Genomic DNA, 14,285 nt, shown 5'->3' on the forward strand with positions numbered 1-14,285 from the left:
GGGCGGGCCACCCCGTCGGTGCGGCGGACCAGCGGGATGTGTTGCTGGAAGTGCTGGTGGATGGTCTCGGGGGTGGTGTTGTAGGCGGTCGCGTACTCGTGGTGGATCCTGGTGGTGTGCGGGGTCTGGACGTACCCCGGGCAGATGGCGTTGACGGTGGTGCCGGTCGGCGCCAGCTCCTTGGCCAGCGCCCGGGTGAAGCCGATCACGGCGTGCTTGCTCGCGGTGTACGGGGCGCCCAGGGTGACGGCCTGCTTCCCGGCGGTGGACGCGATGTTGATGATCCGCGGGTGGGCGGTGCTGGTGATGTGGCCGTGCCGGAGGGTCTCCCGGGTGACCAGGAAGACCGCGTTGAGGTTGGTGTCGATGACGTCGTACCAGAGGTCGTCGGTGGTGGTCGCGGTCGGCCCGCCGCCGGTGCGTCCGGCGTTGTTGACCAGGACGGTGATCGGGCCGTACTCGGCCACCGCGTGCCGGATCAGTTCGCCGACCTGGACGGGGTCGCGGACGTCGCAGGTGAGGCCGTCGGCTTGGTGGCCCTCGTCGCGCAGGGTGGCGAGGGCCTGGTCGATGTCCCGGGCGGTGCGGGCGCAGATGAAGACACGGTGGCCGCGGCTGCCGAGTTCGCGGGCGATGGCGAGGCCGATGCCGCGGGTACCGCCGGTGATCAGGGCGAGGGGTTTCTCGGGTGCGGTGGTCATGACGCGTCCTGTGGGTGAGGGCTGGGAGCTGGGAGAGGTCGGCGGGGACGGCCGTCCGGACGGGGCTCAGGCCGAGTACAGGTTGTAGGTGGTCGGGTGGGCCGTGGTGGGCGTGTTGAGGGTGGGGTCCAGGGTGAGGATCGCGTGCTGGAGGTGCTGGAGGTGCGGCGAGGGCTGGATGCCGAGCTCGGTGGTCAGCCGGTGCCGCAGGTGGTGGTAGGTGGTCAGGGCGCTGGTCTGCCGGCCGGCCCGGTAGAGCGCGACCATGGCCTGGGCGTGCAGGCCCTCGTGGTGCGGGTGCTGGTGGGTCAGGTGGGTGAGCTCGGGGATCAGCTCGTTGTGCCGGCCGAGCCGCAGGTCGGTGTCGATGCGGCGTTCCAGGGTGATCAGCCGGCTCTCCTCCAGGCGCATGATCTCGATGGTGAGGATCGGCCCGGGCCGGACGTCGACCAGGGCCGGGCCGTGCCAGAGCGCGAGGGCCTGGCGGAACTGGGTGGCGGCCTGGTGGTCCTGGCCGTGGTTGAAGGCGTGCTGGCCCTGGGTGGTCAGCAGGTTGTAGGTGTGGACGTCCAGGTTGTCCGGGTGGGTGGTGAGCTGGTAGCCGCCGTGCCGGGTGGTGAGGATGTCCTTGGCGGTGGCGTGCGGGGTCGGCCCGAGGGCCTGGGTGATCCGGCGGCGCAGCTGCAGGATGTACGTCTGCATCGTGGTGAGCGCCTGTCTTGGCGGGTCGTCGCCCCAGATCTCCTCGATCAGGGTGGCCGTGGGCAGGATCCGGTTCGGGTAGAGCGCGAGGAGGGCGAGGATCTGGCGCTGCTTGGCGGCGGTGGGGACGACGGAGATGCCGTTGAGGTCGGCGGTGAGGGGGCCGAGGACCCTGAGGTGCATGGCGGTTCTCCTCTCGTGCGGGTGAGTGGGGCTCGGAGGATCGTGAGCCCGTGGATTCGTGGGGCTGTGGACCCGTGGACCCGTGGGTCCGGTGAACTGTGCGCTGCTGGTGCGGAAGTGTGTTCGAATCAGGGGGATGGTGGGGTGGATGCGTCGCACCCTAGCGGCGCCACGGAGGGGCGGCCGGATTCCTCAAGTGCCCGTCGAGCGGGGTTCCGGGCGCTCTGGTGGGGGCTTCCGGGCAGCCGGAAGCGGCGGGGCGGCCCCCGGGGAGTGGGGGCCGCCCGCAGCGCGCGGAACAGGGGTGCTTCTTCCTGCCTCGTTGTTGTGGATCTGCGCGACCGGGTCGTTGGTCCGGCCCTGGGCGATGGTGATCGCGAAGTCCGGCTTGACGAAGGTCTGTTGGCTGCCCAGGGTGCCCTGCCAGGCGCCGAGGAAGGTTCTCGCTCTTCGGAGCCGGCACGCCCGTTTCCAGGTCAGGACGACGGAGCTGGGCGGAGAGGGGCGGCGGGTGGCCGGGGCCGGCTCAGCTCCGGGCGGCTCCGCTGGGGGCGGTGCCGGGGGCCTCCGCCGGGGTGCGGTTCGGGGCGGTGTCACCGTCGGGCGTGCTGCTCCCGTCCGCGCCGGGCCCGTCCCGGTCGGTGAGCGCGGCCGGCCCCGGCAGGTGCGCCTGGCGGTCCGGCGGGTAGAACTGCCGGGCCCAGTGCCGCATCGCGCCGATCGGCCCGTCGCCCGGGGCGAGCTTCGGCGGCGACATGTACCGCTTGGTGGACCAGATCGGGAAGTCGGCCGCGGTGAACTCCAGGTTGCGCTTGAACATCGGGCCCGCCAGCAGCCTGGTGACCGCCCGGCTGACCGTCCGGGCGACGACCGGGGGCAGTCCGGACGGCTCCGACATGACGAAGCGGCTCGCCTGCCGCAGCTGCATCCGGCCGGGAGCGACCTGGGTGGCCATGACCAGCGAGCAGATCTCCAGGCCCAGCGAGGGCGTGTGCACGTCGGTGTGCAGGGCGGTGAGGCCGTACCCGTCCACCTCGACCTGGACCTCGCGCAGGCCGAGCAGCGGGAAGGTCTCCCGGACCAGCATCGAGATGTGGAAGGTGGTGCCGTCGAACTCCACGGGCTTCACCAACTCGCCCTGCGGCCAACCGTGCAGGGTGACGAAGTGGCCCAGGTCGAAGGAGTTCTCCATGACGTCCTGGGCGTAGCCGGGCATCTCGAAGGAGGTGTACCGCAGGGGCTGCCGCCCGTCGTCGATCCGGTGCCAGGCGGGGATCTCCCAGTCCGGCTCCCGGCTGTCGTGGTGGCGCCAGACGAAGACGGCCTCGTTCACCTCGCGCACCGGCAGCGGCGTCAGTGCCGCCTTGGGCGGCTGGGTGCCGTACCCGGTGCGCACGCAGCGGCCCTCGGCGTCGAAGGCGAAGCGGTGGAAGGGGCAGACCAGGTGGTCGCCCTCGACCGCGGCCAGGCCGAGGTGGGCGCCGAGGTGCGGGCAGTACGGGCGGATCGCGCGGAGGCGGCCGTTGCGCAGCCGGTACAGCACGACGTCCTCGCCCGCGAGTTGGCGGGTGAGGACGGTGCCGGGCCTGAGCTCGGCGGAGAAGGCGAGTGCGGACCAGCCGTCGGGGTAGGGCAGTGCCGGTGGCAGGGCGACATCGGCCGCGGTCGGGCGGCTGCTGACGGGGTGGACGTGCTTGGACACGCGCATGAAGAAGTCTCCTGTCGGTCTGTCCGGCGCCGCCCCTCCCAGGCGATTAGCGCTCGAACAGAATGGATTTCCGATGCTAGCCATGGAACGGGAGCCCGTGCACGGACAATCTCCCTAACTCACAACAAGTCTGATGATCCGTCAGGTAGACCGGTTCAAGGATTCGACAGGTCCCAGCCACTCGCCCGGCCCCGGGGCAACGGGGGTATTCGGGCAGGTCGGCGCGGCCTCGACGTCCGAGCGGGGCCGAAGGGGGGCCGGCGGGGCGGCGGGCCGCACCCGGGGCGGAACAGGGCCGCCCGGCCCGGACGATATTCATACGGGCCCGTACCGTTGGGCGATCGGCGACGGCGACGGATTCCGCGGTCCCGGCGTGACGGGAATGCGGATCCGGCCGACCGACGCGGTTCCCCCCGATTTCCCCTCGGCCCTTTGCGGACGCACCGCGCGGTGATTGCCCCACGCGGTCGAGGAGGGGTCGAGAGGTGCTGGAAAGGGCTTTCTGCCGGGGGTGGGGTGTGTTGTGGTGGGTGGCAGGGGAGCCCTGGCCGCGGACGGCTCGACGGCCGTGGGTGGGCGGAGCGCCGCTGGTCGGTGACGTACCGGTGGCGTAGACGCTCGCGCATGGAACTGAGAGCGGCGGCTATGGATCGCCGGGCCAGGGGGGATTTGAATTGGTGCCACGACGACGAACCGATCGGGCGCAACCGGCGCCTCCGAAGGACCGGTCGTCGGTGATTCCTCCGAGTCTTGGAATGAGGGTGTGTGTGATGGCTGGTGTGGTGGATCTCGCGGTCGAGTCCGGTGTCGTGCTGGTGGTCGGTGGGACGGGGAAGACGGGTCGCCGGGTGGCGGACCGGCTGACGGCGCTGGGGTACGGGGTGCGGGTGGGGTCGCGTTCGGGTGCGGTGCCGTTCGACTGGCACGACGAGGGGACGTGGGAGGGGGCGTTGGAGGGTGTGAGTGCGGCGTATCTGACGTACTACCCGGATCTGGCGTTCCCGGGTGCGGTGGAGGCGGTGGGGGCGTTCTCGCGGTTGGCGGCGGAGCGCGGGGTGGGGCGGTTGGTGCTGCTGTCGGGTCGTGGTGAGGAGGCCGCGGAGGCGGGGGAGAAGGCGGTGATGGAGTCGGGGGCCGCGTGGACGGTGGTGCGGTGCGCGTGGTTCAACCAGAACTTCAGTGAGTCGTTCTTCCTGGAGCCGGTGCTGGCGGGGGAGTTGGCGTTGCCGGTGGGTGGTGCGGTGGAGCCGTTCGTGGACGCGGAGGACATCGCGGACGTGGCGGTGGCGGCGTTGACGGAGGCGGGGCACGCGGGGGAGGTGTACGAGCTGACGGGGCCGCGGCTGCTGACGTTCTCGGACGTGGCGGTGGAGCTGTCGGCGGCGACGGGGCGTGAGGTGCGGTTCGAGGCGGTGTCGGAGGAGTCGTACCGGGGGGTGCTGGAGGCGGCGGGGCTGCCGGCGGACTTCGCGGAGCTGTTCTCGGTGATCCTGGACGGCCGCAACGCGTCGCTGGGCGACGGGGTGCGGCGGGCGTTGGGCCGCGAGCCGCGGGACTTCGCCGACTACGCCCGCGAGGCCGCCGCCTCGGGCGTGTGGAACGCGTGACCAGCCAGAAGGGCAACACCTGCCGTCCGTACGGCAGTCCACTTGATCGTCGGTGCCGGGCGGCGCCGACCGCCTGACCGAACACCCGGCCCTGGCCGGGAGCGGTGAGGAGGCCGGCGGCCCGGACACCGGGAGGGTCCCCGCGTCGGGCGGGGACCGGGGAGACCGAAGGAAATCCGATGCGCTCGAATCAGACCGCGACCCCTGCTTCCTACACCGCCGCACAGTCCTTCACCGGCCTCGCGCCGGGCGGTACGGCCCCGGCCGTGCCCGCCACCCGGAGCAAGGCCGCCGGGCCGCTCCTGGTGGGCGCCACCGTCGCGATGGGCCTGATGGCGGGCCTGTTCTTCGCCTTCGACGTCTCGGTGATGCCGGGCCTCGCGGCGGGCGACGACCACACCTACGTGGCGGCGATGCAGCAGATCAACAAGGCGATCGACGGGAACGGGCTGTTCGGCCTGGTCTTCGTCGGCGCGTTCCTCGCCACCGGCATCGCCGCCTGGCTCCAGCACAAGGCCGGCCGGCGCCAGGCCGCGCTCTGGGCGGCGGCCGCGACGGCGCTGTACGTGGTGGCGCTGATCGTCACCATGGGCGTCAACATCCCGCTCAACAACGAGCTGGCGGCGGCCGGCGACCCGGCGCAGATCCACGACCTGGCCGCCGTACGGGCCAAGTTCGCGGACACCTGGGTCCCGGTCAACATGCTCCGCACCGCGCTCTGCGCCGGCGGACTGTTCGCGCTGACCCGCTCCCTGGTGCTGCACGGCCGCGCGGGGCGCTGAACGCCGAACCCCCGCACCGCGCCCCCGGCGGAACCCCGCCGGGGGCCTCGGCATGTCCGATACCCGCGGTGCCCGGCGGTGCTCGGCACCCGGTGCTCCCACTGGCCGGTTCCGTTCGCTCGCGATCGACGGAGGGTCGCGGCGGACGGCCCCTCGGGAGCAGACTGGCGGCCGGTGCACGGGAGTTCCGACCGCAGGGGGCAGACATGACCGTACGACCCGGCAGGCGAACGGCAGTCGGCAGGATCCGGACCGCGATCGGCGCGCTCGTCGTCGCCCTGGCGGCGGGAGCGGCGGTCGCCCTGCCCGCCACCGGGGCGGAGGCGGCCGGCGCCAACGGCGGCAAGGTGGTCTACCTGACCTTCGACGACGGCCCCAGCCCCGCCTACACGCCCAAGGTCCTGGCGACGCTCGCCCGGTACGGGGTGCGCGCGACCTTCTTCGAGATCGGGCAGAACGTCGCCGCCCACCCCTCGGTGACCGCGCAGGTCGCCAAGCAGGGCCACAGCGTGCAGAACCACTCCTGGTCGCACCCGGACCTGCGCAAGCTCTCCGCCGCCGCACTCGACGCGCAGGTGGCCGACACCGACCGGGCGATCCGTGCGCGGACCGGCCGCACCCCGAGCTGCCTGCGCCCGCCGTACGGCGCGGTGAACAGCACGGTGCGCTCGAAGGCCGCCGCGCTCGGCAAGCAGGTCGTGCTCTGGTCGGTGGACCCGGCGGACTGGTCCCGCCCCGGCACGGCCGCGATCCGGTCACGGGTGCTGGACAACGTCCGTCCCGGATCGGTGGTCCTGATGCACGACGGCGGCGGCGACCGCAGTCAGACGGTGGCCGCGCTGCCGACGATCATCTCCACGCTCAAGGCGCGCGGGTACGGCTTCGCCACCCTCTGCGGCTGAGTCGGGCCGGCGGCAGAGGGTGGCGGGGGACGGGCGGCGCGCTGGGGCCGCCCGTCGAACGGGCTCGGCCCGGCTGCTGAGCGGGTCCGGGCCGGCCGTCGAAGGGGCTCGGCCCGGTCGGCTCCGCCCGTAGCGGGTGCGGGCCGGTCAGCTCTGCCCGTTGAGGATCAGCGCCCACGCGAGGCAGGCCAGCGCGCCGGTCGACAGCAGCGTGCGCAGCACGTTGAAGCGCACCCAGCGCGCCTCGAAGCGGCTGCGCACCGCGGCCGGGTCGGCGATCCGCTGGGGCGACCCGGCGGCCTCGAGCTCGTCGTTCAGCGGGATGTTGACCGAGCGGGTCACCCCGATCATCGCGATGTACAGCACGAGGGCGGCGATGGTCGCGGGCAGGACGTCGTGCCCGTCCGAGGGCAGGTGCAGGGCGACCGCGGCCGCGGTGGCGAGCAGGGCGCCGACGAAGCCGAGGACGAACCAGCCGTTCAGGATCGCCTTGTTGATGCGCTGCATGACCTCGATGAAGGTCCGGTCCTCGGCCCGCGCGAGCGCGGGCATGACCGAGCAGGAGAATCCGTAGAACAGTCCCGCGGTCAGTCCACAGGTGACAGTGGCCGCCACCAGGACGAGTGTGCGTGCCGTTTCCATCGTCGTGAGCCCCTCACTTCTCGCTGTCGGTACCGCTGTACTGCCGTACCGCCGTATCGCGTTCGCCGTGTCTCGGTCCATACCCCGTGGGCAGATCATCCGGCATCGGGGCGGTGCGGGCCACCTCGATCACTCAAGAGTCTCTCAAATGACGAAGCGTCAAATGATGTGCCGACGTCTACACTTGGCGGCATGGACACTCTGACGGGACTCCTCGACGGCCCCAAGGCCCGTGGCGCGTTCCTGCTGCGCTCCATCCTCACCCCGCCGTGGTCGCTGCGGATCGAGGACCGGGCCCCGCTCTCGGTCGTGACGATGGTCCGCGGCGACGCCTGGATCCTGCCCGAGCGCGGCACCCCGCTGCTGCTGCACCCCGGGGACGTGGCGATCGTGCGCGGCCCGGAGCCGTACACGGTGGCGGACGATCCGGACACCCCGGTGGACGTGATCGTCGGCCCGGGCCAGGTCTGCACCAAGGGCGGGGTGGACGTCTCCGAGGTGATGTCGCTCGGCGTCCGGACCTGGGGCCAGGGGCGGGAGGGCGACCGGGCCTCCTCGGTGGTGCTGTCCGGCACCTACCAGGCCGAGCACGAGATCGGCCAGCGGCTGCTGGGCTGCCTGCCCGCACTGCTGGTCCGCCCGGCCGGCACCGGCGCCGACGACACCCTGGTGCACCTGCTGGCCGCCGAGATAGGGCGCAACGAGCCCGGCCAGGAGCTCGTCCTGGACCGCATCCTGGACCTGCTGGTGGTCTCCGTGCTGCGCTCCTGGCTGGCCGCCCCCGACTCCGGTGCCCCCGCCTGGTACCGCGCCCAGCACGACCAGGTGGTCGGCCCGGTGCTGCGGCTGATGCACGACGACCCGGCCACCGCGTGGACGGTCGCCGAACTGGCCCAGCGGGTCGGCGTCTCCCGGGCCGGCCTGGCCCGCCGCTTCACCGCCCTGGTCGGCGAGCCCCCGATGGCGTACCTGGCGGGCTGGCGCCTGGCGGTCGCCGCCGACCTGCTGCGCGAGCCCGAGTGCACCGTCGCCTTCGCCGCCCGCAAGGTCGGCTACAGCAACGCCTTCGCGCTCTCGGCGGCCTTCAAGCGGGTGCGCGGCGTCAGTCCGCAGGAGCACCGCCGGCTGGCCGCCACGGGCAGCCAGCCGCAGGCGGCGGGCTTCTCGGGGCCGGCGGAGACGGTGATCCTGGCGGGCTGAGCGGGCTGAGCGGGTCGTTTCCATTTGCCTAAACCATTTAGGCAATCCCATACTGTCCGTAGGCCACCGACGCGACCGTACGGGAGAACGCACATGGCACGGGCAGGGCTGACCGTCGAACGCCTGGTCGTCGCGGGCGCCGAACTCGCCGACGAGGTCGGCTTCGACCAGGTGACCGTCGCCGCGGTCGCCCGCCGCTTCGGCGTCCGGACGGCCAGCCTCTACTCCCACCTCAAGAGCTCCCAGGACCTCAAGACCCGGATCGCCCTGTACGCCCTGGAGGAACTCGCCGACCTCGTCGCCGACGCCCTCGCCGGCCGGGCGGGCCGCGACGCGCTCGCCGCCTTCGCGGACGCCTACCGCGACTACGCGGCCCGCCACCCCGGCCGCTACGATGCCACCCGCCTGCGCCTGGACGCCGAGACGGCCGCCGCCAGCGCGGGCGTCCGGCACGCCCAGATGTCCAGGGCGCTCCTGCGCGGCTACGACCTGGGCGAGCCGGAGCAGACCCACGCGGTGCGGATGCTCGGCAGCGTCTTCCACGGCTACATCAGCCTGGAGGCGGCCGGCGGCTTCAGCCACACCGCCGTCGACGCGCGGCAGTCCTGGGACTGGATCATCGACTCCCTCGACGCGCTGCTGCGCTCGGGCGGAGTCCGTACGACCGGCTGACCGGCCTCCCGTACGACCAGTCCGGCCATCCGCCCATGAGCCCGGTCTGACGACCAGGCGACCCGACGAACCGACGAACCGAAGAAGCATCATGACCACGATCACCACCCCCGTCACCGAGGACCTCCTCCACGGCCACCTCGACGTCGAACACACCCGCCGCGGCCTGCTGCCGCACCGCCTGCCCGCCGCCGCCCGCCGACGGATCCCGGACGAGCAGCTCGCGATGGCCGAGTCCCAGCCCTCCGGCGTCCGGCTGGCCTTCCGCACCCGCGCCACCACGATCACGCTGCACGCCGTCCCCACCAAGCGCGCCTACCCGGGCGTCCCGAACGTCCCGGACGGCGTCTACGACCTGCTGGTGGACGGCCGGCTCACCGCGCAAGCCGGCGTCCCCGGCGGCAACCTGCGCACCGTCGACCTCGCCACCGGCCGCTTCGAACTGACCGAAGGACCGTCCGGCAGCGCCCGGTTCACCGGCCTGCCGGAGCGGGACAAGACCGTCGAGATCTGGCTCCCGCACACCGAGACCACCGAACTGATCGCCCTCGACACCGACGCCCCGGTCGAGCCGGTCCCGGCCGGCACCCGCAAGCGCTGGCTGCACCACGGCAGTTCGATCAGCCACGGCTCCAACGCCGCGCACCCCACCGGCACGTGGCCCGCCCTGGTCGCCAACCGCGCGGGCCTGGACCTGACCAACCTCGGCTTCGGCGGCGGCGCCCTGCTCGACCCCTTCACCGCGCGCACCATCCGCGACACCCCCGCGGACCTGATCAGCCTCAAGCTCGGCATCAACCTGGTGAACAGCGACCTGATGCGGCTGCGCGCCTTCACCCCGGCCGTCCACGGCTTCCTGGACACCGTCCGGGACGGCCACCCGAGCACGCCACTGCTGCTCGTCTCCCCGCTGCTCTGCCCGCTCCACGAAACCGTGCCGGGCCCGCTCGCCCCCGACTTCAGCAGCGGCACCCTGCGCTTCCGAGCCACCGGAGACCCCGCCGACGTCGCCGCCGGCCGGCTCACCCTCACCGTCATCCGCGCCGAACTGGCCCGCATCGTCGCCGACCGCCGGGCCGACGGCGACCACCACCTCCACCACCTGGACGGCCTGGCCCTCTACGGCGAGCCCGACCACGAGGCCCACCCGCTCCCCGACGGCCTCCACCCCTCCCCGGAGGCCCACCGGCTCATCGCGGAGCGCTTCGCCGACCTCGCCCTCGCCCCCGGAGGCGCCCTGGCGCCGTGATGAGCCGTGACCCGTCGGGACCCGCCGCGGCCGCCTCCCGCCGGGAGCGGCCTCCCGGCTCCGGGGCCGGTCGCACGAGCAGTCAGTTCCCTGTGCTGTACTACGTGCTCCTCCGTACACCACGTACACCGTGCACCACTTCCGGAGCCACCTCTCGATGAGCACCACCTGTCCGACCTGCGCCGCAGCAGACGAAACCGTCACCGTGCGCCTCGCCCTCCTGGACTCCGACCGGCCGCTCGACCCGCCGACGCGGGAGCTGCTGACGATGCCGTCCGAGCCCCGGGGCACGAGCGGGGCCGCGATCGCCCTCTTCGTCCTGGCCGGCCTCATGGGCCTGCTGGGACTGACCACACTGGGCTCCGGCGACAAGGCCGCCGACGTCGACGACGCCGCGTACCAGCTCGGCTACCACTACGGCGCGTTCCTCTTCGCCGCGGTCCTGCTGGGCATCGGACTCGCCGTCCACTTCGCCCACCGGAGCCGGCGGAGCGACGCGGCGGACCAGTGGCCGCGGACCTACGAGCAGTGGCAGCAGCTCCACCAGGTGTGGCGGGCGACCTGGCTGTGCCGGCGCTGTCGCGTCGTGTTCCTCCCCGCCGCGTCGCTCCGCCCCGACTCCGCCGCCTCCGCCGCCTCCTCCGCGATACCCGCGGAGCAGTTCCCGCAGTGGTCGGTGGCCGTCGCGCGACAGGACGACCGCCCCGGCGCCCCGACCACGGCGGCCTGACCGGCTGCCCGACCACGTCGGTCCGGCCGTCCACCCGGCAGCCGGCCCCCCGGAGGCCGCATCACGTGCCGCCGCCGGGGCGGCCCGGCCGGGTCGGGTCCGGCGCCTCAGGCCTGGCGCCTCAGGCCCGGCGCCTCAGGAACGCGCTGATCTCGTACGGCCCCTGCCGTGCGAGTCCGACCAGCGGCTCCAGGTAGCCCAGCCACGGCGCGTCGAACCCATCCGGGGCCGCCACCGACAGACGGCTCCGAGCCGCGGCGACCCGTCCTGCGGCGGCCGGCAGCGCCTCGTCCTCCAGGCACCCGTACGCCTGCTCCACGAGTGCGGCCATCCTCCGCCGCCCCTTGCGGGCATGCGCCTGCTCGGCGCCGTCGCGGGCCACGAGCAACTGCTCGACCGGGATGGCGACCGCGGCTTCGAACGCGCCGAGCAGCGGCTCCTCGCACAGCTGCCCCACCACGCCCTCGGACAGCGGCGGGTTGCCGGCGACCAGCCGGTCCAGCACGGTGATGCCCAGCACCGCGTACGCGCTGGCCGTACGCCACAGCAGCACCTCCACCGCCTGCGAGAACTCGAAGGCCGCGCCGTTCAGTTCCCGCGCGACCTCGTAGTCGAGCCGCGGCGCCACCCCGTCGTCCCCGTCGTCGCGGCGGCCCTCGGCGGCGTCGGCCGCGTACCTCAACCGCATCTCCACGGCGAGCGCCGAGCGCCACTCCGCGTGCAGGCCGCTGACGGTGCCGTGCATCGCCGCCAGCGCGCCGTGCTCGGCCTCCGTCAACCCGTCCAGGGCCTTCCTGCTCGGGAAATCCACCTCAGCGCCCTTCCGTCCGCCGACAACGTCGACGCCACGCTAGAGCCCCGCCGCGCCCGCCGCAGGCGAACCGGCCGCGCGCCACACCGATCAGGGCGAAACCCCGTAGCCCCGCCCCTCGTTCGGCACCAGCCGTACCGGCGTCGAACGAGGAGCGGGGCGGGCGTGGTCCACAGGCGGCGGGCGTCTCACGCGGCGGCCGCCCGGGACGCCGGGAGGGCGAGCGCGGTGACGACCGTGCCGCGGTGCACGCCCCAGGAGCCGGTGCGGACGGCCGGGAGGTGCGGGTGCCGGGCGGTGAAGGTGCCGTCGGCGTGCACGGTGACGGCGATGGCCGCGAGTGGAGCCCAGGTGCCGGTCAGCGGATGGACGGCCTTGTAGGCGGCCTCCTTGGCGCTGAACAGGACGGTGTCCCACGGGGCTTGGCCCTCAGGCAGCTCCGCCAGGCCGCCGCGTTCGGACGCGCTGCTGACCAGCTGCAGCACGCCCCGGGGAAGCGGCCGGGCGGGCTCGGCATCGATCCCGAGCGAGGTGAGCCGCCCGGTACCGGCGACCGCGCAGGCCGTGTACCCGTCCGTGTGGGTGATGCTGCCCGTGACACCCACCGGCCACCGGGGCGCCCCGCCGGGCCCCGGCAGCAGCGGCACCGGCGGGTGCCCGAGAGCGCCCAGCGCCTGGCGGGCGAGTGCCCGGGCGGTGGCGAACTGCCGTCGGCGGCGCGGCGAACGGTCCTGGATGTACGCCGCCTCCAACGGCAGCAGTCGCTCCTCGGACGGGTCACCGAAGGACTCGGCACAGTGGACGTGGGGCGGGAGCAGCGCGGCCAGGACGCCGGCGGGGGCGGTGGTGGTCACGGTCGTCAGCGGCCAGCCGTGACCAGCAGGTGGACGTGGTGCGCGACGTGCTGCGGGGCCTCCAACGGCACCATGTGGCCGGTGCCGGGAATCCGGTGCAGCTCGGCGTGCGGCAGCGCCGAGGCGAGCTCCTGGCTGAAGCTGGGCTTCACGATCTTGTCCTCGGTCCCGGTGATGACCGCCGTCGGCGCGGTGATCCCGGCCAGGCCCGCGCGCTGGTCCATCTCCTGGGTCGACGCGAAACAGGCGGCCCGGACCTTCGGCACCGTGGCGGCGAACAACCGGCGGTTGGCCTCCCGCGCCGCCAGGGTGGCACTCGGCCCGTGCGTCCCACCGAGCAGCCGACGGCCCAGCCATGGCGTCCCCAGGGCCCGGCTGAACAGCTTCGACCCCATCATCTTGACCTCGTTCGCCGGCGTGTTCTGCCCGTGCGAAGCCGTCGACACCAGCACAAGTCCCGCCAGCCGCTTGACACTTGCCCCGCCCTTCGCGGCGGACGGCCCGGTCGCGGACAGCCCCGCCGCCCAGGCCAGCGCCGCGTACCCGCCACCGGAGTGCCCCACCACCACGACCGGCCGCTCCGGTGTGGTGAGTGTCCCGACCACGGTGTCCAGGTCCCGCGCCAGCCGCTCGATGCCGATCGGCTCCCGTCCGGCCGTCGACGAGGCGTGACCGCGCTGGTCGTACGTGGCCACCGTGTGCCCGGCCGCCGCCAACTGGCTCGCGGTGGCGTGCCACACGGTCCGGGACGCGGCCCAGCCGTGGACGAGCACCACCAACGGCCGGCTCGGGTCGGGCTCGCCCGGCTGGTGGACGGTGATGGCGAGCCGCGCGTGGTCGTCGGTGGTCGCGGTGTGGTCGGTGGTGGTGACGGCGTGCCGGGCGGGCAGCGTGCGGATCTCGGTGATGGTCACGGCGGGCCTCCTCTTCCTCTTCCGGTGACGGTTCTTACTTCTGGTTGTCGAGGTGGTGGCGGAGGTTGCTCAGGGCGCGCTGGGTGGCGGTGGTGTGCTTGGCGGTGAGGTTGGTCAGCTTGTGGAGGAACTTGGCGAGGCCGTGCGGGGTGGTGGCGAAGGTGACGGTGAGCAGGGTCTGCGCGCCGTCGTTGTGGGGCGTGAGCTGGTACGTCGTCGTGCCGTGGAAGTGGCCGGTGTGGCTCTGGGTCAGCCGGGCGGCGGGCGTCGCGTGGGTGGTCGTGGAGGTGAACCGGAGCTTGGGACCGGGCTTCCCGACGCCACCCGTGTGGACGGTGGTCGTGGTGGTGCCGCCCTCCTGCTGGGGGCCGGTGGGACCGGGCTGGTGGGTGTTGTGGGGGTGCCACCAGGTGGTCCTGCCGTTGAGTTCGTCGACGATGGCCTCCCAGACGGCGTGGGTGGGGTGGTCCAGGATGGCCCGGTCGGTGTGGTGAATGGCGTGCATGGGGAATTCGGCCTTTCGGTCGGCGAACGGGGGCGTGCGACGGGGGATTTCCTATTTCTCCGGACGCGGATTCCGGGTGTTTTTTGTGTGTTAGGGGAAGATGTTTTGGCCGGGGGTGAGGGT

General features: G+C 73.1%; 15 protein-coding genes. 7 read left to right on the forward strand and 8 right to left on the reverse strand.

The features are described from left to right. From AE652_RS19545 to AE652_RS19555, 3 genes are all read right to left on the reverse strand, one after another. Positions 1–701, reverse strand: a 701-nt coding sequence (locus tag AE652_RS19545) for an SDR family NAD(P)-dependent oxidoreductase (RefSeq protein ID WP_049653282.1), incomplete at its 3' end; no start/stop codon positions are given. A 66-nt stretch (positions 702–767) separates the two neighbouring features. Continuing rightward, entirely contained in the window at positions 768–1,586 is an 819-nt protein-coding gene (locus AE652_RS19550) for an AfsR/SARP family transcriptional regulator (RefSeq protein WP_049653285.1), read from the reverse strand. A 526-nt stretch (positions 1,587–2,112) separates the two neighbouring features. Continuing rightward, positions 2,113–3,294 (reverse strand): Rieske 2Fe-2S domain-containing protein, encoded by a 1,182-nt coding sequence (locus tag AE652_RS19555; protein WP_063780199.1) that lies wholly within the window; start codon positions 3,292–3,294, stop codon positions 2,113–2,115. 770 nt (positions 3,295–4,064) lie between these two features. Here AE652_RS19555 and AE652_RS45145 point away from each other — a divergent pair. The 3 genes from AE652_RS45145 (at position 4,065) to AE652_RS19570 (ending at position 6,585) form a co-directional block, all read left to right on the forward strand. After that, complete coding sequence (locus AE652_RS45145; protein WP_199823113.1) at positions 4,065–4,901, forward strand: NmrA family transcriptional regulator; 837 nt, start codon at positions 4,065–4,067, stop codon at positions 4,899–4,901. 179 nt (positions 4,902–5,080) lie between these two features. Next, positions 5,081–5,683, forward strand: a complete 603-nt coding sequence (locus tag AE652_RS19565; protein WP_049653286.1) for a DUF1772 domain-containing protein — start codon at positions 5,081–5,083, stop codon at positions 5,681–5,683. 206 nt (positions 5,684–5,889) lie between these two features. Further along, a complete protein-coding gene (locus AE652_RS19570) occupies positions 5,890–6,585 on the forward strand; it encodes a polysaccharide deacetylase family protein (RefSeq protein WP_049653289.1) in 696 nt (231 codons plus the stop codon). 147 nt (positions 6,586–6,732) lie between these two features. On the opposite strand, the gene AE652_RS19575 is transcribed toward AE652_RS19570, so the two are convergent. Continuing rightward, positions 6,733–7,200 carry a DUF1772 domain-containing protein gene (locus AE652_RS19575; RefSeq protein WP_310593231.1) on the reverse strand — a complete coding sequence of 156 codons (468 nt, stop codon included), beginning with the start codon at positions 7,198–7,200 and terminating at the stop codon, positions 6,733–6,735. A 219-nt stretch (positions 7,201–7,419) separates the two neighbouring features. Here AE652_RS19575 and AE652_RS19580 point away from each other — a divergent pair, with 219 nt between their 5' ends. From AE652_RS19580 to AE652_RS19595, 4 genes are all read left to right on the forward strand, one after another. Then, positions 7,420–8,427 (forward strand): AraC family transcriptional regulator, encoded by a 1,008-nt coding sequence (locus AE652_RS19580; RefSeq protein ID WP_049653291.1) that lies wholly within the window; start codon positions 7,420–7,422, stop codon positions 8,425–8,427. A gap of 93 nt (positions 8,428–8,520) precedes the next feature. Then, positions 8,521–9,099 carry a TetR/AcrR family transcriptional regulator gene (locus tag AE652_RS19585; RefSeq protein ID WP_049653293.1) on the forward strand — a complete coding sequence of 193 codons (579 nt, stop codon included), beginning with the start codon at positions 8,521–8,523 and terminating at the stop codon, positions 9,097–9,099. Between the two features lie 91 nt (positions 9,100–9,190). Continuing rightward, a complete protein-coding gene (locus tag AE652_RS19590; RefSeq protein WP_049653294.1) occupies positions 9,191–10,348 on the forward strand; it encodes a GDSL-type esterase/lipase family protein in 1,158 nt (385 codons plus the stop codon). A 157-nt stretch (positions 10,349–10,505) separates the two neighbouring features. After that, the gene (locus tag AE652_RS19595) at positions 10,506–11,078 is read left to right on the forward strand and encodes a hypothetical protein (protein WP_049653296.1); all 573 of its coding nucleotides are present in this window, start codon (positions 10,506–10,508) and stop codon (positions 11,076–11,078) included. 121 nt (positions 11,079–11,199) lie between these two features. Here the strand turns inward: AE652_RS19595 and AE652_RS19600 are convergent, their stop codons facing one another. The 4 genes from AE652_RS19600 to AE652_RS19620 all read right to left on the reverse strand — a co-directional run bounded on the left by AE652_RS19600 (position 11,200) and on the right by AE652_RS19620 (position 14,162). Next, positions 11,200–11,889 (reverse strand): hypothetical protein, encoded by a 690-nt coding sequence (locus tag AE652_RS19600; RefSeq protein ID WP_159028494.1) that lies wholly within the window; start codon positions 11,887–11,889, stop codon positions 11,200–11,202. A gap of 188 nt (positions 11,890–12,077) precedes the next feature. Further along, complete coding sequence (locus AE652_RS19610) at positions 12,078–12,743, reverse strand: 4'-phosphopantetheinyl transferase (protein WP_053112136.1); 666 nt, start codon at positions 12,741–12,743, stop codon at positions 12,078–12,080. 5 nt (positions 12,744–12,748) lie between these two features. After that, the gene (locus AE652_RS19615) at positions 12,749–13,657 is read right to left on the reverse strand and encodes an alpha/beta fold hydrolase (protein ID WP_234348447.1); all 909 of its coding nucleotides are present in this window, start codon (positions 13,655–13,657) and stop codon (positions 12,749–12,751) included. Positions 13,658–13,691: 34 nt separating this feature from the next. Further along, positions 13,692–14,162: an SRPBCC family protein gene (locus AE652_RS19620; protein WP_049653301.1), complete on the reverse strand. Its 471-nt coding sequence runs from the start codon at positions 14,160–14,162 to the stop codon at positions 13,692–13,694. Positions 14,163–14,285 lie beyond the last annotated feature (123 nt).

This window comes from Kitasatospora sp. MY 5-36 (assembly GCF_001182915.1).
GTDB lineage: Bacteria > Actinomycetota > Actinomycetes > Streptomycetales > Streptomycetaceae > Kitasatospora.

Bases quoted from the DNA above. Each gene is read 5' to 3' on its own strand.
- AE652_RS19580 (WP_049653291.1), top strand. From the start codon at position 7,420: ATGGACACTCTGACGGGACTCCTCGACGGCCCCAAGGCCCGTGGCGCG.
- AE652_RS19555 (WP_063780199.1), bottom strand. From the start codon at position 3,294: ATGCGCGTGTCCAAGCACGTCCACCCCGTCAGCAGCCGCCCGACCGCG.
- AE652_RS19565 (WP_049653286.1), top strand. From the start codon at position 5,081: ATGCGCTCGAATCAGACCGCGACCCCTGCTTCCTACACCGCCGCACAG.
- AE652_RS19550 (WP_049653285.1), bottom strand. From the start codon at position 1,586: ATGCACCTCAGGGTCCTCGGCCCCCTCACCGCCGACCTCAACGGCATC.
- AE652_RS19595 (WP_049653296.1), top strand. From the start codon at position 10,506: ATGAGCACCACCTGTCCGACCTGCGCCGCAGCAGACGAAACCGTCACC.
- AE652_RS19590 (WP_049653294.1), top strand. From the start codon at position 9,191: ATGACCACGATCACCACCCCCGTCACCGAGGACCTCCTCCACGGCCAC.
- AE652_RS19570 (WP_049653289.1), top strand. From the start codon at position 5,890: ATGACCGTACGACCCGGCAGGCGAACGGCAGTCGGCAGGATCCGGACC.
- AE652_RS19620 (WP_049653301.1), bottom strand. From the start codon at position 14,162: ATGCACGCCATTCACCACACCGACCGGGCCATCCTGGACCACCCCACC.
- AE652_RS19585 (WP_049653293.1), top strand. From the start codon at position 8,521: ATGGCACGGGCAGGGCTGACCGTCGAACGCCTGGTCGTCGCGGGCGCC.
- AE652_RS45145 (WP_199823113.1), top strand. From the start codon at position 4,065: ATGGCTGGTGTGGTGGATCTCGCGGTCGAGTCCGGTGTCGTGCTGGTG.